We start from the raw sequence: 19,500 nt of genomic DNA on the forward strand, positions 1-19,500 counted from the left end.
TGAACGTGTTCGACCAGGAGGGGCAGGGACCGGCGGCGTGCGGGCGGGGGTCATGAAGAGGCAGGCACGAGGGGGCGGTCCCGGGGTCATCGGGGCCTCTTCGGCGAAGACGGGGGAAGAGACCGACACCATCACCGAACAGGGGCACCGGCTCCGGCGCACGCTGGGCCGCGCCGATCTCAGGGCGGTGCCGGAGGCCCGCCGGGAGTTGCGGGAACTGCTGCGGCACTGGGGCAAGCCGGGCCGCTCGGAGATAGCCGAACTGCTCACCAGCGAACTGGTCACCAACGCGCTCGTCCACACCGACGACGACGCCGTTCTGACGGCGGTGGTGGAACCCGGCGGACTGCGGGTGGAGGTACGGGACTTCGTCACCCGCAGACCCGAGGTGCGCGTCCCGGTGACCGACGACGACACCCACGGCCGGGGTCTGATGCTGGTGCGCTCGCTCGCGGACGCCTGGGGGGTGCGGCCGCACGGGGTGGGCAAGTCGGTGTGGTTCGTGCTCGGCGCCGAGGCGGCCTGAGGAGCGCGGCGGGAGCGGCGGCGGGCCACCCGGGCGGCGGGCTGCGACCGGGGCGGGGGGGGGGGCCCGGGGGGCCCCCCCCCCCCCCCGGGGGGGGGGGCCCCCCCGGGGGCCCCCGGGCCGGGGGGGGGGGCGGGGGGCGGGGGGGGGGGGGGGGGGGGGGGCCCCCGGGGGGGGGGGGGGGGGGGGGGGGGGGGGGGGGCCCCGGGCCCCCCCCCCCCCGCCCCGTGGTGTCCGGCGCCGACCCGGGTCCCCGGGTCACCGGTCGGTCAGCCGAACTGCTGCTCCAGGTCCTTCAGCTTGCGCTCCAGGGAGTCCAGGCGCGGCAGGGCCATCGTGTCGTCCTCGGCGGTGAGGTCGACGGTCAGCGGTTCGGATCCGCTGCGGACCGGCTGCAGGGAGGGCCGGGCGCGTACGGGCAGTTGCTCCGCGGTCGATATGGCAGGCTCCGCGGTGGCCGCGGCGGACCCGCGTTCGACCGCCTGCACCTCCACCTCCCGGCCGGCCCGGCCGGCGAAGCCGCGGTGGCCCCGGCTGATGGCCTTCAGCTGGGCGCGCTCCACGCGCTGCTGGTCGCGCCGCCGCTGCCGGGTCTCCTCCTTCTGCCGCTTGTCCTCGCGGACCTCCTCGACCGCCTCGTCCAGGCTGCGGACGTTCTCCAGGAGCATCAGCGACCAGGCGCGGTAGGTCTCACGGGGGGCCCGCATCCAGCGCACGATGCGGATCTGCGGCAGCGGACGCGGCACCAGACCCTGCTCGCGCAGCGCGGCCCGGCGGGTCTGCTTCAGCGCGCGGTCGAACAGGACCGCCGCCGACAGGGACATGCCGGAGAAGAACTGCGGGGCGCCGTCGTGTCCCACGCCCCGGGGAGCGTGCACCCAGTTGAACCAGGCCGCGGCCGCGGCGAACATCCACACCAGTATCCGGGAGCCGAGCGCCGCGTCGCCGTGGCTGGCCTCGCGCACGGCGAGCACAGAGCAGAACATCGCCGCGCCGTCCAGGCCGAACGGCACCAGGTACTGCCAGCCGTCGGTCAGCCCCAGGTTCTGTTCGCCGAAGCCGACGAGCCCGTGGAAGGACAGGGCGGCCGCCACCGCCGCGCAGCAGAACAGCAGTACGTAGGAGGCCGTGCCGTAGACGGCCTCCTTGCGCCTGCGGCGTTCCTCGCTGCGCTCCCAGGAGTCGTCCGAGCCCGCGATCTCCCCGGAGGAGCGCTTTCCGCGCGCGAGCACCGCCACCGCCGCCAGCATGCCCAGGAGCAGCACGGCGCCCGGAAGCAGCCAGTTCAGCGATATGTCGGTCAATCTCATCAGGGGTCCCTTGCATTGGGATAGGGCGTAACGCCCGCCATAGTGGCCCACACCCGACGTCCCTCAGGGGGTTTCGGGGCAAGAGGCCGCCAATAAGGTGCAAGGGGATGCCCAAGGACGGCGTTCTGCTCGAACTGCCGCGTGAGGGGCGGGAGTTGAGTTCGAATAAGACTACCCGTACGAGTGGTTCCCCGGAAAGTTCCTGCGGTGGATGAGGAAGTGGTGCATCACCGGTCCGAGGCTCGGTCCGCGAGCGGGTGGCCTGATCGCCGTGATCCTAGTGGACGCGGGGGTGTGCTCCGTGCCTGACGATGCCTCAAGCGGCAGCTGTGGTAGTCAGTTTGGCGATCCGGTCGCTGTCGCAGGTGCGCGGGCAGGTGGCACAGGTGTCCGCGGGCCGCACGGTGTAGAACATGCAGCAGCTGGCCCGGTCCCGGGTGGGCAGCGGCTCGCCGTCCGGCCCGGTCAGCACCCGGAACGCGGCGGAGCCGACGTAGGGCCGGGTCGCGCCCGGCAGCAGCCGCTCCAGCTCCTGTACGGCCCGCGCCTCCTCCGTGGCGCCGAGCAGACCGGCGACGTACCAGAGCCCCTCCACCATCTCGTCGGTCGCCATGCCCCACAGGGCCCGCCCGCGCCGCCGCATGCGGGGTCCGAAGGCGGCGAGCACGGGGTCCAGGTGCTCGGCGACGGCCGCGCGCACCTCGGCCCGCAGCGCCTCCTCGTCGGGTACGACGACGGCGCCGGGCAGCGTGGCCGCGGGGTCGTCCGGCAGACAGGCGAAGGAACGGGGGCGTATCGCGATGCGGCCGGCCGCCCGGTCGTAGGAGACTTCGGTCACAGGCAGCCGGGGGACCCGGCGGTGCAGGAACCACGGAACGGTGATCATCAGGCAGGCCGGCCAGGCGTAGCGGTGCAGGCCGAAGCCGGCGACGACGTCCGGGCGGGCGGGGTGACCGTGGTCCCGCAGGATCTGGGCGTCGTCCCAGGCGAGGAACGCGTCGAGTTCGGCGCCGCCCTCCGCGAGCCCGGCGGCGCCGACCCAGTTCCCACCGCGCGGCAGCGGCTGCGCGGGGTCCAGGAGCTGTACGGCGAGGAACCCGGCACACGCCTCGGTGAGGCGGGTATACGCGGCGGTGAGCGGCGGGGCCGCAGCGGGCATGGCGGAACCACCGTTCCTCGGTCACGGGCGGGCCAGGTAAGCCTAACCTTACCTGGCCTGTGCGGAGTTTGAACTGCCACCCGGTACCCCTAAGGTGCTTGACGGACAAGCGACAACACGTCGTTAATGACCCCAAGTACCGACAAGCCGCCAGGAGGACCCGTGAAGCAGGGCGTGCAGGGCTCCGCCGGTGCGGGGGCACCGCAGGCCGGCCCGGCGGACCCCCTGGCGGGCATCCGTGAGCGGGACACCGCGCCGCACGCCGTACGGGGCGAGCACACCCACGCCGAACCGCCCGTCCCCGGGCCGCGGCCCGGGGCGCGGCCGTCGCCGGAGCGGCGGCCGTCGGTGCAGCGGTCGTCGGTGCGCGGGCAGATCCTGGGCGCGTTGCGCGCCGCGCTGGTGGCCGGGGAGCTGAAGCCGGGCGCGGTGTACTCGGCGCCGGTCCTCGGCGAACGCTTCGGGGTCTCGGCGACGCCCGTCCGGGAGGCCATGCAGCAGCTCGCCCTGGAGGGCGCCGTCGAGGTCGTGCCCAACCGGGGCTTCCGGGTGGTCGAGCGAGGGGCGCGCCAGCTCGCGGAACTGGCGGAGGTACGGGCGTTGATCGAGGTGCCGGTGATGCTGCGGCTCGCCCGGACCGTGCCCGCGCAACGCTGGGCCGAACTGCGTCCGCTAGCCGAGGAGACGGCACGCGCGGCCGCCTCCGGCTGTCCGGCCGTCTACGCCGAGTCCGACCGCGCCTTCCACGGGGCGCTGCTCGCCCTCTCGGGCAACGAGGAGCTGGTCCGTATCGCCGAGGACCTGCACCGGCGCTCGCAGTGGCCGCTGGTCGGTGGTCCCGTGCGGCACGGGCGGGCCGACCTCGTCGCGGACGCGGCGGAACACGCGGCGCTGCTTGAGGCGTTGATCGCGCGTGACCTCGATGTCGTGCGGGGGCTGGTGGGGGAGCACTTCGCCGGCGCGAGCTGAGCGGGGTTGCTTTGGGCGGGGCCGGGGGGCCCGCTCGTCGGGCGGCGGGCCTACGGGGGCTGGTCGCGCGGTTCCCCGCGCCCCTTGGGTGGTGGTCGTGCGTCGTTCGGTGGCCGTGGCACGGGGGCTGGTCGCGCGGTTCCCCTGCCCCCTCGGAGCGGGCCGTGGGCTGGCCGGGGGCTACGCCGTTGCCGCGCCGGGGGTCAGTTGGCCGGCCAGCCAGGTCGGTACGCCGCCGAGGAGCCGGAAGAGGCGGCCGGCCTCCTCGCGCAGTCGGGACGCCTCCGGTTCGGACTCGGCGTCGGCCAGGGAGGCCAGCGCGGGGGCGGTGCCCACCAGGTAGCCCAACTCCTCCCGGATCCGCAGGGACTCGGCGAAACCGTGCCGGGCCTCGGTCAACTCCCCTTCGCGCAGGGCGAGTCCGGCCAGGTGCCGCCAGGTGAAGGACAGCAGCAGCTGGTCGGCGCGGGAGGCGGCGCCGGCGTGCGCCCGTCGGTAGGCCGCTCGAGCCGCCTGCGGGGAGCGGGTGAGGTTCTCCGCGAGCAGTCCCCTGCGGAAGTCCAGCAGGGCCCGCCCGGCCGCCCCCGGAGGGATCAGCGCCGCCGCCCGGCCGAGCGCGGCCCGCGCCTCGTCGGCCCGGTCGCGCACCCCGTGCAGCGTCGCGGCGTAGGCGAGTTGACCGCGTTCGCAGGCCGCGGCGCCCCGCTCCTCGTCGCTGTGCGCGAGCGCCTCCGCCGTGCGCAGGGCGTCCTCCGCCTCCGCCCACCCGCGCTCGGTGTACAGACACCGCTCGACCAGCAGAGCGGCCCGCTGCAACGCCGTCACCGGGGTGTCGGGCGGCAGCAGGGCCGCCGCGTCGGCCCAGCAGGCCCGCGAGCGCAACCGCCATACCGCGGTCTGGAGCGGATCGTCACCGGCGGTCGTTCCGTTACCAGACATGGCGGAGTGCGCCACGTTGCCCTCCCCGAGCACGCCATCGAGCTGTTGAGTGGTGGCGGCATTCCAGCACCAATCACGGGGCCGGGCCAAGGGGGCGGGTGAAAGATTTCACAAAGTGGTGGCGCGAGGGCGTGGCCGGGTTCGACCGCCTCGCGCCCCGCTGACCTCAGCTCATGCGCAGCGCGAGGAAGAAGTCGAGCTTGTCCTCGAGCCGGGAAAGATCCCGTCCCGTCAACTGCTCGATCCGCCCGACCCGGTAGCGCAGCGTGTTGACGTGCAGGTGTAGGCGGGTGGCGCAGCGCGTCCAGGAGCCGTCGCAGTCGAGGAACGCCTCCAGGGTCGGGATCAGCTCGGCCCGGTGGCGGCGGTCGTAGTCGGTCAGCGGGTCCAGCAGGCGTGCCGTGAAGGCGCGGCGGACGTCGTCGGGGACGAACGGCAGCAGCAGGACGTGCGAGGCCAGCTCCTGGTGGCCGGCTGCGCAGACCCGGCCGGGGCGGGCCGCGGCGACCCGGCGGGCGTGCCGGGCCTCCTCCAGGGCCCCGCGCAGCCCCTCCGCCGAGTGCACGGCCGCGCTGACGCCGAGGGTGAGCCGACCGTCGTCGTTCAGGCCCGCGGAGAGCGGCTCGCGCACCGACCGCAGCAGCGAATCGGCCAGCAGGCCGGTCTCCGAGCCGTCGTGCTCGGCGGCGACGGCGGGCAGCGGAACCAGGGCGATCGCCTCGTCGCCGGTGTGCGCGACCGCGATCCGGTCGGACGGCTCGGGGCCGGTAGCCAGCGGATCGACCAGCACCTCCTCCAGCAGGGACTGGGCGACCGGACCGCCCTGGACCTCCTCGCCCTCCCACTCCACGCGGGCGACGACGACCTGCCAGTGCGGGGCCGCCCCGAGGCCGGGCAGCAGGACCGGCGCGGCCACCCGCAGCCGGGCCGCGATCTCGGCGGGCGCGGCACCCGTCTGGACCAGCTCCAGCACCTCCTGGGCGAGCCGGCGCCGCACCGTGCGGGCCGCCTCCCGGCGGTCCCGCTCGACCGAGATCAGCTGGGTGACGCCCTGGAGGAGGTCCAGGCGCTCCTCGGGCCAGTCCCCGGCGTCCGCCTCGACGGCCAGCAGCCAGTCCGACAGGACCGTCTCGCGCACGTCACGGGAGGCCTGCGGGGAGCGGCCGGAGGAACGCACCGGGAAGAGCGAGTACGTCGTACCGCCCAGCAGGACGCGGTGCGGGCCGCGCCGGCCGGTGCGGGCGGCCGCCAGGTGCTCGGCGGCGAGCTTCGCGCAGATCTCGGCGGGCAGCGCCGGGCCCGTGGTCTTCGACCCCGCTATCAGACGGCCGGTCGGGGACAGCACCCAGGCGCGCAGGTCCAGGTCGGAGCCGAGCAGGTCCAGCACCACGTCCGGGCCGCCGCCCGCCGGGCCCGAGGTCATCATCCTGCGGTGCCGGTCCACCACGGCCGCCAGATCCCCGGCCCGCTCGCCGGAGACCTGCCGTACGACGTGCTCGGTGATCGTCGCGAAGGCCACCGACTCGTGCACCGCGAACAGCGGCAGCCGGTGCCGCGCGCAGGCCAGCACCAGGTCCTCCGGCACATCGCCCAGCTCGGCCTCGCCGGCCGCGACGGCCGCCACGCCCGCCTGCACCAGGGTGCGCACGAAGGGCTCGGAGTCGTCGGCGTCCCGGCGCCAGGCCAGGCCGGTGAGGACCAGCTCGCCGCCGGAGAGGTAGCGGCTCGGGTCACGCAGGTCGGTGGTCATGACACCGCGTACCGCGCGGTCCAGCTCGTCCTCGCCGCCGAGCAGCCGCAGCCCCAGCGCGTCGGTGTCCAGCAGTGCGCGCAGCCGCATCTCGTCGCCGCCGTTCTTTGTCTCGAAACCTACGATGGATCTAGGAGGGTGACGGGGGAGCCACCCGGAACCGGTCGTACGGGGCGCAGTGCGGGGTTCGCGTGCTGTTTCCCGTGTTTCCCCAGGAAAACGGAGAGGTCACCTGCGACCCCCGTTCATACGAATCTACAAGATGCTCACGCTGGCCAGCGAACTCCTTCATGGTTTCGGTGACTGACCCCGCCGGAGTACCGAGCGGTGTACTGAGTCCACTCAGCGTTAACAGCACATGAACGAGCCGGGCCCGCCGCACACGGATTGGCTCAATCTGCACGACTCACGAGACGAAGAAGAAGAGAGCCGGTCATGGACTTCCTTCGCCCCGCCAGCTGGGAGGAGGCGCTCGCCGCGAAAGCCGAGCACCCCACCGCTGTGCCGATTGCGGGTGGCACCGACGTGATGGTCGAGATCAACTTCGACCACCGCCGGCCCGAGTACCTGCTCGACCTCAACCGCATCGGCGACCTCACCGAGTGGGAGGTCCGCGAGGACGCCGTACGGCTGGGCGCCTCCGTCCCGTACACCCGCATCATGGAGCACCTCCGTGCCGAGCTGCCGGGCCTCGCGCTCGCCTCGCACACGGTCGCCTCCCCGCAGATCCGCAACCGCGGCGGTGTCGGCGGCAACCTCGGCACGGCCTCGCCCGCCGGTGACGCCCACCCCGCCCTCCTCGCCGCCGGCGCCGAGGTGGAGGCGGAGTCGGCGGCCCGCGGCACCCGGCTGATCCCGATCGACGAGTTCTACACCGGCGTCAAGCGCAACGCGCTCCAGCCCGACGAGCTGATCCGCGCCGTCCACGTGAAGAAGGCGGACGGCCCGCAGCAGTACTCGAAGGTCGGCACCCGCAACGCCATGGTCATCGCCGTGTGCGCCTTCGGTCTCGCCCTCCACCCCGAGACCCGTACCGTCCGCACCGGCATCGGCTCGGCCGCCCCGACCCCGGTGCGCGCCAAGGCCGCCGAGGACTTCCTGAACGCGGCCCTCGACGAGGGCGGCTTCTGGGACAACGGACGGATCATCACCCCGTCGGTGGCCAAGCAGTTCGCGGACCTGTGCTCCGGCGCCTGCAACCCCATCGACGACGTCCGGGGCACCGCCAGCTACCGCGGCCACGCGGTCGGCGTCATGGCCCGCCGGACGCTCACCTGGACCTGGGAGTCCTACCGCGGTAGCCGCCGCGCATCCGAGGGAGCTGCGTAATGCGCGTCAACTTCACTGTGAACGGTCGTCCGCAGGAGGCCGACGACGTGTGGGAGGGCGAGTCCCTGCTGTACGTCCTGCGTGAGCGCCTGGGCCTGCCGGGCTCGAAGAACGCCTGTGAGCAGGGCGAATGCGGTTCCTGCACGGTCCGCCTGGACGGTGTGCCGGTGTGCTCCTGCCTGGTCGCGGCGGGCCAGGTCGAGGGCCGCGAGGTCGTGACCGTCGAGGGCCTCGCCGACTTCGCCAGGCAGCGCGCCGAGGGCGGCTGCGCCACCGGCGCCTGCGCTGCCAAGGGCACGTCGCTGGACGAGGCCAAGGGCTGGCAGGCCAAGGGCACCGACTCGCAGACCGGCGAGGGCACAGAGCTGTCCGCGATCCAGCAGGCGTTCATCGACGCCGGCGCCGTGCAGTGCGGCTTCTGCACCCCCGGACTGCTGGTCGCCGCCGACGAGATGCTGGAGCACAACCCCAACCCGACCGACGCGGACATCCGCGAGGCGCTGTCGGGCAACCTGTGCCGCTGCACGGGCTACGAGAAGATCATGGACGCGGTCCGCCTGGCGGCCGCCCGGCAGGGAGAGGCGGTCTGAGATGCCCACCACCGGCGCTCCCACCAAAATCACCCAGGGCTCCCAGACCAAGGGCGGCATCGGGGAGTCCACGCTCCGCCCCGACGGCACCCTGAAGGTCACCGGCGAGTTCGCGTACTCCTCCGACATGTGGCACGAGGACATGCTGTGGGGCCAGATCCTGCGCTCCACGGTCGCCCACGCCGAGATCGTGTCGATCGACACCGGCGAGGCCCTGGCCACGCCCGGCGTCTACGCGGTCCTCACCTACGACGACCTGCCCACCGCGGTGAAGAACTACGGCCTGGAGATCCAGGACACCCCGGTCCTCGCGCACGGCAAGGTACGCCACCACGGCGAGCCGGTCGCGATCGTCGCCGCCGACCACCCCGAGACGGCCCGCCGCGCCGCCGCCAAGATCAAGGTCGAGTACCGGGAACTGCCCGTCGTCACCGACGAGGCCTCCGCGACCGCACCGGACGCGATCCTCATCCACGAGGGCCGCGACGACCACCACGCGGGCCATGTCCCGCACCCCAACATCGTCCACCGCCAGCCGATCATCCGCGGTGACGCGGCGGCCGCCCGCGCCCGCGCGGACGTGATCGTCGAGGGCGAGTACACCTTCGGCATGCAGGACCAGGCCTTCCTCGGCCCCGAGTCCGGCCTCGCCGTGCCCGAGGAGGACGGTGGCGTCCACCTCTACATCGCCACCCAGTGGCTCCACTCCGACCTGCGCCAGATCGCGCCCGTCCTCGGCCTGCCCGAGGACAAGGTGCGCATGACGCTGTCCGGTGTCGGCGGCGCGTTCGGCGGCCGCGAGGACCTGTCGATGCAGATCCACGCCTGCCTGCTCGCGCTGCGCACCGGCAAGCCGGTGAAGATCGTCTACAACCGGTTCGAGTCCTTCTTCGGGCACGTCCACCGCCACCCGGCCAAGCTCTACTACGAGCACGGGGCGACCAGGGACGGCAAGCTCACGCACATGAAGTGCCGCATCGTCCTGGACGGCGGCGCCTACGCCTCCGCCTCCCCGGCCGTGGTCGGCAACGCCTCCTCGCTCGCCGTCGGCCCTTACGTCATCGACGACGTCGACATCGAGGCCGTCGCCCTCTACACCAACAACCCCCCCTGCGGCGCCATGCGCGGTTTCGGCGCGGTCCAGGCGTGCTTCGCCTACGAGGCGCAGATGGACAAGCTCGCCAAGGAACTGGGCATGGACCCGGTGGAGTTCCGGCAGCTGAACGCGATGGAGCAGGGCACGATCATGCCGACCGGGCAGCCGGTCGACTCCCCGGCCCCGGTCGCCGAACTGCTGCGCCGCGTCAAGGCGATGCCGCTGCCCCCCGAGCGCCAGTGGGAGTCCAGCGAGGGCGCCGACGTTCGGCAGCTGCCCGGCGGTCTGTCCAACACCACGCACGGCGAGGGCGTCGTACGCGGGGTCGGGTACGCGGTCGGCCTGAAGAACGTCGGCTTCTCCGAGGGCTTCGACGACTACTCCACCGCCAAGGTGCGCATGGACGTCATCAACGGCGAGCCGGTCGCGACCGTGCACACCGCGATGGCGGAGGTCGGCCAGGGCGGTGTCACCGTGCACGCCCAGATCGCCCGCACGGAGCTGGGTGTCACCCAGGTGACCATCCACCCCGCCGACACCCAGGTCGGCTCGGCCGGCTCGACCTCCGCCTCCCGGCAGACCTACGTCACCGGCGGTGCCGTCAAGCACACCTGCGAACTCGTCCGCGAGAAGGTCCTGGAGATCGGGCGCCGCAAGTTCGGCACCTACCACCCCGCCTGGGCGACCGCCGAACTCCTGCTGGAGGGCGGCAAGGTCGTCACCGACGGCGGCGAGGTCCTCGGCGACCTGGTCGACGTCCTCGAGGGCGAGAACGTCGAGATCGAGGCGGAGTGGCGGCACCGGCCGACCGAGGCCTTCGACCTGCGCACCGGCCAGGGCAACGGACACGTCCAGTACTCCTTCGCCGCACACCGCGCGGTCGTCGAGGTCGACACCGAACTCGGCCTGGTCAAGGTCATCGAACTGGCCTGCGCCCAGGACGTCGGCAAGGCGCTCAACCCGCTCTCCGTGGTCGGCCAGATCCAGGGCGGCACCACCCAGGGCCTGGGCGTCGCGGTGATGGAGGAGATCATCGTCGACCCCAAGACGGCGAAGGTCAGGAACCCCTCCTTCACCGACTACCTGATCCCGACCATCCTCGACACGCCGACCATCCCGGTCGACGTCCTCGAACTCGCCGACGACCACGCTCCCTACGGGCTGCGCGGTATCGGCGAAGCCCCGACCCTGTCGTCCACCCCGGCCGTCCTCGCGGCGATCCGGAACGCGACCGGGCTGGAGCTCAACCGCACTCCGGTACGGCCCGAGCACCTCACGGGGACCGCGTAACACCTCACAGCTCTCCGGGCGGCGCAGGGAACGTCACACACTCCGCCGCGCCGCCCGGGGGAACCCCTTTGAGTTCCGCACCGCTCGCGGTCCTTGAAGTACCCGGAAAACTCGTACGTCTCGGGCCGTCCCCCGGGTCGTCCATTCCCAAATCCCGTGGCCGCAGGAGCGGTTGGACGGGTGCCCCTGTGAACCTTGGGAGATGGCCCATGACCCAGCAGTCAGTGGAGCCCAGAACCGCGGCAGACGACGCGGGAGACGGCAGTCGCGTCCCCGCCGGGCGGTCCTGGCTCGACCGGTACTTCCACATATCCAGAAGAGGATCCACGGTCGCGCGTGAGGTGCGCGGCGGCATCACCACCTTCATGGCGATGGCGTACATCCTCCTCCTCAACCCCCTCATCCTGTCCGGCAAGGACGCGGCGGGGGACACGCTCGGCCAGAAGGCGCTGATCACCGCGACCGCGTTCGCGGCGGCCTTCACCACGCTGCTGATGGGCTTCGTCGGCAAGGTCCCGCTGGCGCTCGCCGCCGGCCTGTCCGTCTCGGGCGTGCTGTCCTCGCAGGTCGCCCCGAACATGACGTGGCCGCAGGCCATGGGCATGTGTGTGATGTACGGCGTGGTCATCATGCTGCTGGTCGTCACCGGCCTGCGCGAGATGATCATGAACGCGATCCCGCTCGCACTCAAGCACGGCATCACCATGGGCATCGGCCTGTTCATCGCCCTCATCGGCTTCTACAAGTCGGGCTTCGTGCACCAGGGCAAGGCCACCCCGCTCAGCCTCGGCCCCGTCGGTGAACTCGCCGGCTGGCCGGTGCTGCTCTTCGCCGGCACCCTGCTGCTGATCTTCATGCTGCAGGCCCGGAACGTCCCCGGCGCCATCCTGATCGGCATCGTGTCGGGCACGGTCGTCGCCGCGGTCCTCAACGGCCTCGGCGTCATCGCCCCCGAGCAGTGGGCCAACGGCGCCCCCCAACTGCACGGCACCGCGGTCTCCATGCCCGACTTCTCGCTCTTCGGGCACGTGGAGTTCGGCGGCTGGGGCAAGGTCGGCGCGATGACGATCGGCATGATCGTCTTCACGCTCGTCCTGGCCGGCTTCTTCGACGCGATGGCCACCATCATCGGCGTCGGCACCGAGGCCAACCTGGCCGACGACAAGGGTCGCATGCCGGGCCTGTCCAAGGCGCTGTTCATCGACGGCGCCGGCGGCGCGATCGGCGGTGTGGCGGGCGGCTCCGGCCAGACGGTGTTCATCGAGTCGGCCACCGGCGTCGGCGAGGGCGCCCGCACCGGCCTCGCCTCGGTCGTCACCGGCCTGTTCTTCGCCGCCTGTCTGTTCTTCACCCCGGTCACCGCGATCGTCCCGCAGGAGGTCGCCTCCGCCGCCCTGGTCGTCATCGGCGCCATGATGCTGATGAACGCCCGGCACGTGGACTGGGCCGACCGCGCGACCGCCATCCCGGTCTTCCTGACGGTCGTGCTGATGCCCTTCACGTACACCATCACCTCCGGCGTCGCCGCGGGAGTCATCTCCTACACCGCCATCAAGACCGGCCAGGGCAAGGCCCGTGAGATCGGCGCCTTCATGTGGGGTCTGACGGTCGTCTTCCTCGTCTACTTCGCCCTTCATCCCATCGAAGGCTGGCTGGGCGTTCACTAGCCCGCCCGGAGCCTCCCCCCGCAACCCCGTTAGGAGAGCGAGAGATGCTGGACATCGCCGAGGAGCTCGACCGGTGGGTCGAGCAGGGCCGTGACTTCGCCGTCGCCACCGTGGTGGCCGTCGGCGGCAGCGCCCCGCGCGGGCCCGGCGCCGCCCTCGCGGTGGACGCCGACGGCACGGCCGTCGGCTCGGTCTCCGGTGGATGCGTGGAGGGCGCCGTGTACGAGCTGTGCCGGCAGGCGCTCCAGGACGGCGAGACCGTGTCGGAACGCTTCGGGTACAGCGACGAGGATGCCTTCGCCGTCGGCCTGACCTGCGGCGGCGTCATCGACATCCTCGTCACACCGGTCCGGGCGGACGGTCCCGCCCGGCCGGTGTTCGCGGCGGCGCTGGCCGCCGCCGCGCGTGGGGAGGCGGCGGCGGTCACGCGGATCGTGGACGGCCCGGCCGAGCTGCGGGGCCGGGCCCTCCTGGTCCGCTCCGACGGCTCCTCCCTCGGCGGATTCGGCGCCCATCCCGAACTGGACCGCACGCTCGCCGCCGAGGCCGCCGCCTTCCTCGACGCGGGCCGCACCGGCACCCTGGAGATCGGCGAACAGGGTTCGCGCTGCGGGGCCCCGCTCACCGTGCTGGTCGAGTCCTCCGTCCCCGCGCCCCGCATGATCGTCTTCGGCGCGATCGACTTCGCCTCGGCCCTGGTCCGCGTCGGCAAGTTCCTCGGCTACCACGTCACCGTGTGCGACGCCCGCCCCGTGTTCGCCACCCGCACCCGCTTCCCGGACGCCGACGAGATCGTCGTCGAGTGGCCCCACAAGTACCTGAAGCGCACCGAGGTCGACGGCCGTACCGTGCTGTGCGTACTCACCCACGACGCCAAGTTCGACGTACCGCTGCTCGAACTGGCCCTGCGGCTGCCGGTCGGCTACGTCGGCGCGATGGGCTCCCGCCGCACCCACCTCGATCGCAACGAACGACTGCGCGACGTCGGCCTCACCGAACTGGAACTGGCCCGGCTGCGCTCCCCGATCGGCCTCGACCTCGGTGCCCGGACGCCCGAGGAGACCGCGCTGTCCATCGGCGCGGAGATCGTCGCGAACCGGCGCGGCGGCAGCGGGCGCGCCCTGACCGGCGCGCACACCCCCATCCACCACGACGCGACGTCCCGGCCTGCCGGACGGATCGGCTCCGTGGCCTGAGCCGACGGGCGTGCCACGGGAAATCCGCTTGCCGGGTGGCCCGCCTCCCGTGCTTGCATGGGCCCATGGTGTCCTCCGACCGGCTGGCCGCGTTCGCGGCGCTGTCGTTCCTGCTCATCGTGGTGCCCGGCCCCAGCGTGCTGTTCGTGATCGGCCGGGCGCTGGCGCACGGCCGCCGGGCCGCGCTGACCACGGTCGTCGGCAACACCCTCGGCGCCTACGTACTCGTCGTGGCCGTCGCGCTCGGCGTCGGATCGATCGTGGAGCGCTCGGTCCTCGTCTTCACCGCCCTGAAACTGGTGGGGGCCGCCTACCTCGTGTACCTCGGCGTCCGGGCCTGGCGGCGGCGCGGCTCGCTCCGGGACGCGTTCGCGCAGCCGGATGGCGGCCCGGCCCACGGCGGTCTGCGCACCCTGGGCGAGGGGTTCGCGGTCGGGGTGGCCAACCCCAAGACGATCGTGTTCTTCGCCGCCGTGCTGCCCCAGTTCGTGGACCCGGGCCGGGGGCAGGTGCCGGCGCAGATGCTGCTGCTCGGGCTGGTCTTCAACGTCATCGCGGTGGCCTCGGACAGCGTGTGGGGGCTCGTCGCCTCCGGCGCCAGGGAGTGGTTCGCACGCTCCCCGCGGCGGCTCGCCGCGGTCGGCGGGGTGGGTGGCCTGACGATGATCGGCCTGGGCGTGACCGTCGCCGCGACCGGCCGGAGCGACTGAACACCGCCGGACACCACCGGGAAGAGCCCACTGCCGGGGGCGGCCACCCGGGCGCCGGGTCTCAGGGCCGTTCGAGCAACCGGTCGGCCGCGCGGCCGAACATCGCGCGGGACGCCACCTGAAGGACGCCGTCGAAGGCGCGGGGCAGGAAGCGGACGCGCAGTTCCTCCCGCCACACCACCCGGCTACCGCCGTCGGGCCCCGGCCGGACCTCGATCTCCGCCCAGCCGAGGACCACCCGGCCGCGCTTCTCCAGCCGGCACAGACCGGGCTCGTCACCGGTGGGCGGATGCCAGACCGTCACCTCCATGACGTCGTCCACGGTCAGCGGACCGACGCCCGAGCGGGCCACGAAACGGCTGCCGTCCCGGGTCGGCCCGGGCGTGAGGACCCTGATCCGGGTCAGCGGCACCGCACCGGCGTGCCGGGGCCACAGGGTGAGCCGGCGCCACGCCTCGTCGAGGGGGAGCGGGACCGTGCGTTCGAGGCAGAATGTGGGCACGGCACGATCGTAGGCACCGGCGTGGGCCTTGGGCGTCGGTCACCCGCCGTTCGCCCGGCCCCGCCCCACCCGTACGGCCGGATGGCCCCGCCGGGGCGCGACCCACCCCGCCCCCCGGGCCGATCCGACCGACGAGGTCAGGGCCGGTACACCTTGCCGGGCTCGGGCTTGCCGGGCGCGAGCAGCTGAGGGACGGTCACGAAGACGTAGCCGCGCTCCTTCAGGGCGTCGATGATGCCGGGGACGGCGGGCACGGTCCCGGCGTACAGGTCGTGCAGCAGGATGATCCCGTCCCGGGAGGCCTGGTCGAGGACCCGCTTGGTGATGAGGGCGGAGTCGGTGGTCGCGTAGTCCTTGGCGGTCACGCTCCACAGCACCTCCGCCAGGCCCAGCTCCTTGGAGATCTCGTGCACGTTGGCGTCCGTACGGCCCTGCGGCGGACGCATCAGGATGGGCTTGCGCCCGGTGAGCCGCTCGATCGCGTCGTCGGGGCGCTTCAGCTCCTCACGTATCTGCGCGTCGGATATCCGGGTGAGGATCTTGTGGTCCCAGGTGTGGCTCGCGACCTCGTGACCCTCGGCCGCCATCCGCTTGACCAGCTCCGGGTACTTCTCGATGTGCCGCTTGCCCAGCAGGAAGAAGGTGGCCGGCACCTTCTTCTCCTTGAGGATGTCGAGCAGGCGCGCCGAGTTCTCGCTGGGCCCCGCGTCGAAGGTGAGCGCGATGCACTTGGCCTTGCGGCAGTCGACGGTCCCGAATCCCGCCGGTGCCCCGTGTGCCGCCTCGGCGCGCGCGGTGCTCGGCGAGGTCGTGTCGACCTGGGCGCAGCCGGCCAGGGTCAGCACCGCGCAGGCCACCGCCGAGAGGAGCGCGGTGGGACGCAACCTGCGGCGCCGTCCGCGCGTCTTTCCCGTCGCGTGCTTCGGCGTCGGGATCTTGTCGATCGAAAGAGGCATGCCGGGACTATACACTTAGTGTATAGATCGTATGTTCGATCCTCGGTTCCCCGCGCCTCGATCCCCGCTCCTCGGTCCCTCGGGCTGTAGCACCATGGGAGGAGGGGCTCCGCGGAGGAGGACGAGCATGCGCTTCCGGGACCGCGCCGAAGCCGGACGGGAACTCGCCGGACTGCTGAGCGACGCGCACGCGCGCGGCGACCTCGCCGACCCCCTCGTCCTCGCCCTGCCCCGCGGCGGTGTCGCCGTCGCCGAACCGATCGCCCGCGCCCTCGGCGTCCCGCTCGACGTCCTGATCGTCCGTAAGATCGGCGCCCCGCACCACCAGGAGTTCGCCGTCGGCGCGCTGGCCGCGGACGACCCGCCCCTCTTCGACCCGGACACCCTGGACCGGCTGGGCCTGACCGAGGCCTCCCTCGCCCCGGCGGTGGAACGCGAGCGGCGGGAGCTGCGCCGCCGCGAGGAGCGCTACCGCGGCGAGCGGCCGGCCCCGGAGCCGGCGGGCCGCTCGGTGATCGTGGTGGACGACGGGCTGGCCACCGGCGCGACCGCCCGAGCGGCCCTGCGTCACGTCCGGCGCCGGCGCCCCGCACGTCTGGTCCTCGCCGTGCCCGTCGGCGCCCCCGGCGCCCTGGACCTGCTCGCCGCCGAGGCGGACATCGTCCTGTGCCCGCACCGCCCGGCGGACTTCACCGCCGTCGGCCAGTGGTACGAGGATTTCGAGCAACTCGACGACGACCAGGTGCTGGCGGCCCTGCGGGACCGCTGACCTCCGTCACCCGCGCGATGTTCCCGCTCGGGCCGCGGACGTCCGCTACAGCCAGTCGCGCTTTTTGAAGATGACGTACAGGCTCACGCAGACCACTGCCATCAGCAGGATCGCGAACGGGTAGCCCGCCGCCCACCGGAGCTCGGGCATGTGCTCGAAGTTCATCCCGTAGATCGTCCCCACCAGCGTCGGCGCGAACAGGATCGCCGCCCAGGACGAGATCTTCTTGATCTCCTCGTTCTGTTCGAAACCCGCCTCGGCCAGGGCCCGCATCTCCGCGTTCTGCTGCTGGGTGACGAGGGTGGCGTTGACCGTGAGGATCTCGGTGAGGGCCTGGCGGAAGCCGTCGACGCGTTCGCTGGTGTGCGTGACATGGTCGGCCACGTCCCGCAGATAGCGCTGGAGCTCCTCGTCCGTCTCGTACTTGGCGAAGCCGGCCATCAACCCGTGCAGCATGCCGACGAGTGGCCGGGTGGCGCGCTGGAACTCGACCATCTCGCGGGAGAGTTCGTAGATCCGGCGGGAGACCTCGGGGTCGCCGCGGAACACCTCGGTCTCGATCTCGTCGATGTCGATCTGGACGCCGGAGACCACCGGGGCGTAGCCGTCGACCACCGCGTCCAGGATCGCGTACAGGACCGCCTCCGGGCCGAGGGCCAGCAGCTCGGGGGCGTCCTCCATGCGGCGGCGGACCGCCGACAGGTCGGGTGCCGCGCCGTGCCGGACCGTCAGGACGAAGTCTGGGCCTACGAAGACGTGCAGCTCCGCGAACTCGACCTCCTCCGGGGCGTCGAGATAGCGGGCGGCGCGCAGCACGACGAACAGCGTGTCGCCGTACCGCTCCAGCTTGGGTCGCTGATGGGCCTCCATCGCGTCCTCGACCGCCAGCGGATGCAGGTCGAATTCGGCGGCCAGCGACTGCAGTTCGGCCCCCGTGGGGCGGGCGAGACCGATCCAGGCCATGCCCGGGGCCTGTTCGCGCAGCGCGCGGTAGGTCTCGGCGAGCGTGGCGGGGGAGGAGACGCGGACCCCGTCGCGGTAGAGCACCGCCTGGACGACGCTCGCCGGCTCGGCGGGCTCCGCCTCGGCCGCGGTGGGTACGGGCGAGGCGGAGGCGGGGGAGTGGGGCGGGGTGAGCGCACGGCGCCAGACCGACCTGCGCCCGCCGTTCCTGCCACCTGATCGCTCGGACATCGCCTGCCTCTCCGTCGAACCTGTGTGCGGTCGTGATCACTCAGCGGGCGTGGGAGAAGGATATCCGCGGCCGACCGATCGGCACCTGACCGGAGAGCGCGGAGCCGTGTCGGGGCCGGTGTGCGGGTCAGGGGCGGGTCAGGGGGGCAGGGGGGGGCTCAAGTCAGGTCAGGGCAAGTCAGGGGCAGGTCAGGGCAAGTCAAGGGTGAGTCGGGGTCCGGAAAGCGGACAGGATCTGGCCGCTTTCCAGGGCAGTATGCCGGTATGACGAACAGCAGCGTGCGCAAGCGCGGCGCGGCGAGCGCTCCCGTCCTGGACGCCCGCGCCCTGAACCGCGCCACCCTCGACCGGCAGCTCCTGCTGCGCCGTTCCGAGAGGTCCGCCCTGGACGCCGTACGCCATCTGCTCGGTCTCCAGGCGCAGAACGTCGAGCCGCCGTACCACGCCCTCGCCGCACGGCTGGACGGATTCGCGCCCGAGCGGCTGTCCACGCTCATGGCCGGCCGCGAGGTCGCCCGGATCGTCACCCTGCGCTCCACCCTGCACACCCACACCGCCGACGACTGCCTCGCGCTGCGCACGTTCGTCCAGCCGGCCCGCACCCGGGAACTCGCGGCCTTCCGCGCCGGCCTGACCGGCGTCGACCTGGACCGGCTGGCCGCACTCGGCCGCGAACTGGTCGAGACCGAGCCCCGGACCATGGCCCAGCTGCGGCGGACCCTCGGCGCCGAGTGGCCGGCGGCCGATCCGCAGGCGCTCGCCGTCGCCGCCCGCTGCCTGCTGCCGCTCGTCCAGGTCACCCCGCGCGGAATGTGGGGCGTGAGCGGCCAGGTCGCCCTCACCACCGCCGAACACTGGCTGGGCCGCCCCGCCGGGCCGGCCCCCGCGCCGGAGTCCGTCGTCCGGCGCTACCTCGCCGCCTTCGGCCCCGCCTCCGTGCGGGACATGCAGACCTGGGCCGGACTCACCCGTCTGCGGGACACCTTCGAGCGGCTGCGTCCGGAACTCCTCACCTTCCGGGACCCGCGCGGGACCGAGCTCTTCGACCTGCCCGACGCCCCGCGCCCCGACCCGGCCACCCCGGCCCCGCCCCGCTTCCTGCCCGAGTACGACAACCTCCTGCTGGCCCACGCCGACCGCACCCGCGTGGTGCCGGCCGCCCACCGGGGCCGCAACCGCCAGGGCAACCAGGCCCACCGGACGCTCCTGGTCGACGGCTTTCTGGCCGGCCTGTGGCGGCTCGACGGCGCCACCCTCGTGATCGAGCCCTTCGGGAAGCTGACCGGGGCTCAGCGGGAGGAGGTGGCCGAGGAGGGGCAGCGGATGCTGCGCGTCCTGCGGCCGGAGGCGGCCCACGACATCCGGTTCGCGGCCGCCGCCCGGCACAACACCCCCGGCGACCAGGGGTGAACGTGGATAGGGAGGCGTGGGGGGGCGCGCGGGGGGGGGCGCCCCCCCCCCCCCGCCACAAACCCGCGACGAGGGGGGGGGCAGCAAGGGGGCCAGGTGTTAAAAGGCGGGGCACAGCCACACCATCTGGTGCGACCG

General features: G+C 73.0%; 17 protein-coding genes. 10 read left to right on the top strand and 7 right to left on the bottom strand.

Annotated elements, in window-relative coordinates; translation table 11 throughout:
- Window positions 1-52 precede the first annotated feature (52 nt).
- Complete coding sequence (locus ACIBA9_RS17605; protein WP_362153190.1) at window positions 53-526, top strand: ATP-binding protein; 474 nt, start codon at window positions 53-55, stop codon at window positions 524-526.
- 269 nt (window positions 527-795) lie between these two features.
- Here the strand turns inward: ACIBA9_RS17605 and ACIBA9_RS17610 are convergent, their stop codons facing one another.
- Both ACIBA9_RS17610 and ACIBA9_RS17615 read right to left on the bottom strand, forming a co-directional pair.
- Window positions 796-1,836 (bottom strand): DUF2637 domain-containing protein, encoded by a 1,041-nt coding sequence (locus tag ACIBA9_RS17610; protein WP_399363877.1) that lies wholly within the window; start codon window positions 1,834-1,836, stop codon window positions 796-798.
- Between the two features lie 316 nt (window positions 1,837-2,152).
- On the bottom strand, window positions 2,153-2,995 hold the full coding sequence (locus ACIBA9_RS17615) for a (2Fe-2S)-binding protein (RefSeq protein ID WP_399363879.1): 843 nt from the start codon (window positions 2,993-2,995) through the stop codon (window positions 2,153-2,155).
- Window positions 2,996-3,157: 162 nt separating this feature from the next.
- Between ACIBA9_RS17615 and ACIBA9_RS17620 the strand changes: the two genes are divergently transcribed.
- A complete protein-coding gene (locus tag ACIBA9_RS17620) occupies window positions 3,158-3,964 on the top strand; it encodes a GntR family transcriptional regulator (RefSeq protein WP_399363881.1) in 807 nt (268 codons plus the stop codon).
- Window positions 3,965-4,144: 180 nt separating this feature from the next.
- Here ACIBA9_RS17620 and ACIBA9_RS17625 read toward each other — a convergent pair whose 3' ends face one another.
- Window positions 4,145-4,918: a hypothetical protein gene (locus tag ACIBA9_RS17625; RefSeq protein ID WP_362153199.1), complete on the bottom strand. Its 774-nt coding sequence runs from the start codon at window positions 4,916-4,918 to the stop codon at window positions 4,145-4,147.
- Between the two features lie 151 nt (window positions 4,919-5,069).
- Window positions 5,070-6,743 carry a PucR family transcriptional regulator gene (locus ACIBA9_RS17630; protein ID WP_399363883.1) on the bottom strand — a complete coding sequence of 558 codons (1,674 nt, stop codon included), beginning with the start codon at window positions 6,741-6,743 and terminating at the stop codon, window positions 5,070-5,072.
- 345 nt (window positions 6,744-7,088) lie between these two features.
- Here ACIBA9_RS17630 and ACIBA9_RS17635 point away from each other — a divergent pair, with 345 nt between their 5' ends.
- The 6 genes from ACIBA9_RS17635 (at window position 7,089) to ACIBA9_RS17660 (ending at window position 14,531) form a co-directional block, all read left to right on the top strand.
- A complete protein-coding gene (locus tag ACIBA9_RS17635; protein ID WP_399363885.1) occupies window positions 7,089-7,982 on the top strand; it encodes an FAD binding domain-containing protein in 894 nt (297 codons plus the stop codon).
- Window positions 7,982-8,572 carry a (2Fe-2S)-binding protein gene (locus ACIBA9_RS17640; RefSeq protein ID WP_399363887.1) on the top strand — a complete coding sequence of 197 codons (591 nt, stop codon included), beginning with the start codon at window positions 7,982-7,984 and terminating at the stop codon, window positions 8,570-8,572. Before ACIBA9_RS17635 ends, ACIBA9_RS17640 begins: the two co-directional genes overlap by 1 nt.
- 1 nt (window position 8,573) lies before the next feature.
- The gene (locus ACIBA9_RS17645; RefSeq protein WP_362153208.1) at window positions 8,574-10,958 is read left to right on the top strand and encodes a molybdopterin cofactor-binding domain-containing protein; all 2,385 of its coding nucleotides are present in this window, start codon (window positions 8,574-8,576) and stop codon (window positions 10,956-10,958) included.
- 209 nt (window positions 10,959-11,167) lie between these two features.
- The gene (locus ACIBA9_RS17650; protein WP_399363889.1) at window positions 11,168-12,625 is read left to right on the top strand and encodes an NCS2 family permease; all 1,458 of its coding nucleotides are present in this window, start codon (window positions 11,168-11,170) and stop codon (window positions 12,623-12,625) included.
- Window positions 12,626-12,669: 44 nt separating this feature from the next.
- Window positions 12,670-13,821, top strand: a complete 1,152-nt coding sequence (locus ACIBA9_RS17655; RefSeq protein WP_399363891.1) for an XdhC family protein — start codon at window positions 12,670-12,672, stop codon at window positions 13,819-13,821.
- A 65-nt stretch (window positions 13,822-13,886) separates the two neighbouring features.
- Window positions 13,887-14,531 (top strand): LysE family translocator, encoded by a 645-nt coding sequence (locus tag ACIBA9_RS17660; RefSeq protein ID WP_399363893.1) that lies wholly within the window; start codon window positions 13,887-13,889, stop codon window positions 14,529-14,531.
- A 61-nt stretch (window positions 14,532-14,592) separates the two neighbouring features.
- On the opposite strand, the gene ACIBA9_RS17665 is transcribed toward ACIBA9_RS17660, so the two are convergent.
- Together ACIBA9_RS17665 and ACIBA9_RS17670 are read right to left on the bottom strand one after the other, a co-directional pair.
- Window positions 14,593-15,033, bottom strand: coding sequence for an SRPBCC family protein (locus ACIBA9_RS17665; protein WP_399363895.1), 441 nt, complete (start codon window positions 15,031-15,033; stop codon window positions 14,593-14,595).
- Between the two features lie 137 nt (window positions 15,034-15,170).
- The gene (locus ACIBA9_RS17670; RefSeq protein ID WP_399363897.1) at window positions 15,171-15,989 is read right to left on the bottom strand and encodes a polysaccharide deacetylase family protein; all 819 of its coding nucleotides are present in this window, start codon (window positions 15,987-15,989) and stop codon (window positions 15,171-15,173) included.
- A gap of 127 nt (window positions 15,990-16,116) precedes the next feature.
- Between ACIBA9_RS17670 and ACIBA9_RS17675 the strand changes: the two genes are divergently transcribed.
- The gene (locus ACIBA9_RS17675) at window positions 16,117-16,758 is read left to right on the top strand and encodes a phosphoribosyltransferase (RefSeq protein WP_399363899.1); all 642 of its coding nucleotides are present in this window, start codon (window positions 16,117-16,119) and stop codon (window positions 16,756-16,758) included.
- A gap of 45 nt (window positions 16,759-16,803) precedes the next feature.
- On the opposite strand, the gene ACIBA9_RS17680 is transcribed toward ACIBA9_RS17675, so the two are convergent.
- Entirely contained in the window at window positions 16,804-17,952 is a 1,149-nt protein-coding gene (locus ACIBA9_RS17680; protein WP_399363901.1) for a magnesium and cobalt transport protein CorA, read from the bottom strand.
- A 264-nt stretch (window positions 17,953-18,216) separates the two neighbouring features.
- On the opposite strand from ACIBA9_RS17680, the gene ACIBA9_RS17685 reads away from it, so the two are divergent.
- Window positions 18,217-19,362: a winged helix DNA-binding domain-containing protein gene (locus ACIBA9_RS17685; protein ID WP_399363903.1), complete on the top strand. Its 1,146-nt coding sequence runs from the start codon at window positions 18,217-18,219 to the stop codon at window positions 19,360-19,362.
- Window positions 19,363-19,500 lie beyond the last annotated feature (138 nt).

Origin of the sequence: Streptomyces sp. NPDC051452 (genome assembly GCF_044454765.1) — a bacterium.
In the GTDB taxonomy this organism is placed as follows: domain Bacteria; phylum Actinomycetota; class Actinomycetes; order Streptomycetales; family Streptomycetaceae; genus Streptomyces.

Excerpts from the sequence above, each read along its gene's own strand:
- ACIBA9_RS17635 (WP_399363885.1), top strand. The coding sequence starts at position 7,089 with ATGGACTTCCTTCGCCCCGCCAGCTGGGAGGAGGCGCTCGCCGCGAAA.
- ACIBA9_RS17675 (WP_399363899.1), top strand. The coding sequence starts at position 16,117 with ATGCGCTTCCGGGACCGCGCCGAAGCCGGACGGGAACTCGCCGGACTG.
- ACIBA9_RS17660 (WP_399363893.1), top strand. The coding sequence starts at position 13,887 with ATGGTGTCCTCCGACCGGCTGGCCGCGTTCGCGGCGCTGTCGTTCCTG.
- ACIBA9_RS17630 (WP_399363883.1), bottom strand. The coding sequence starts at position 6,743 with ATGCGGCTGCGCGCACTGCTGGACACCGACGCGCTGGGGCTGCGGCTG.
- ACIBA9_RS17610 (WP_399363877.1), bottom strand. The coding sequence starts at position 1,836 with ATGAGATTGACCGACATATCGCTGAACTGGCTGCTTCCGGGCGCCGTG.
- ACIBA9_RS17655 (WP_399363891.1), top strand. The coding sequence starts at position 12,670 with ATGCTGGACATCGCCGAGGAGCTCGACCGGTGGGTCGAGCAGGGCCGT.
- ACIBA9_RS17670 (WP_399363897.1), bottom strand. The coding sequence starts at position 15,989 with ATGCCTCTTTCGATCGACAAGATCCCGACGCCGAAGCACGCGACGGGA.
- ACIBA9_RS17640 (WP_399363887.1), top strand. The coding sequence starts at position 7,982 with ATGCGCGTCAACTTCACTGTGAACGGTCGTCCGCAGGAGGCCGACGAC.
- ACIBA9_RS17650 (WP_399363889.1), top strand. The coding sequence starts at position 11,168 with ATGACCCAGCAGTCAGTGGAGCCCAGAACCGCGGCAGACGACGCGGGA.
- ACIBA9_RS17645 (WP_362153208.1), top strand. The coding sequence starts at position 8,574 with ATGCCCACCACCGGCGCTCCCACCAAAATCACCCAGGGCTCCCAGACC.
- ACIBA9_RS17605 (WP_362153190.1), top strand. The coding sequence starts at position 53 with ATGAAGAGGCAGGCACGAGGGGGCGGTCCCGGGGTCATCGGGGCCTCT.
- ACIBA9_RS17615 (WP_399363879.1), bottom strand. The coding sequence starts at position 2,995 with ATGCCCGCTGCGGCCCCGCCGCTCACCGCCGCGTATACCCGCCTCACC.
- ACIBA9_RS17685 (WP_399363903.1), top strand. The coding sequence starts at position 18,217 with ATGACGAACAGCAGCGTGCGCAAGCGCGGCGCGGCGAGCGCTCCCGTC.
- ACIBA9_RS17680 (WP_399363901.1), bottom strand. The coding sequence starts at position 17,952 with ATGTCCGAGCGATCAGGTGGCAGGAACGGCGGGCGCAGGTCGGTCTGG.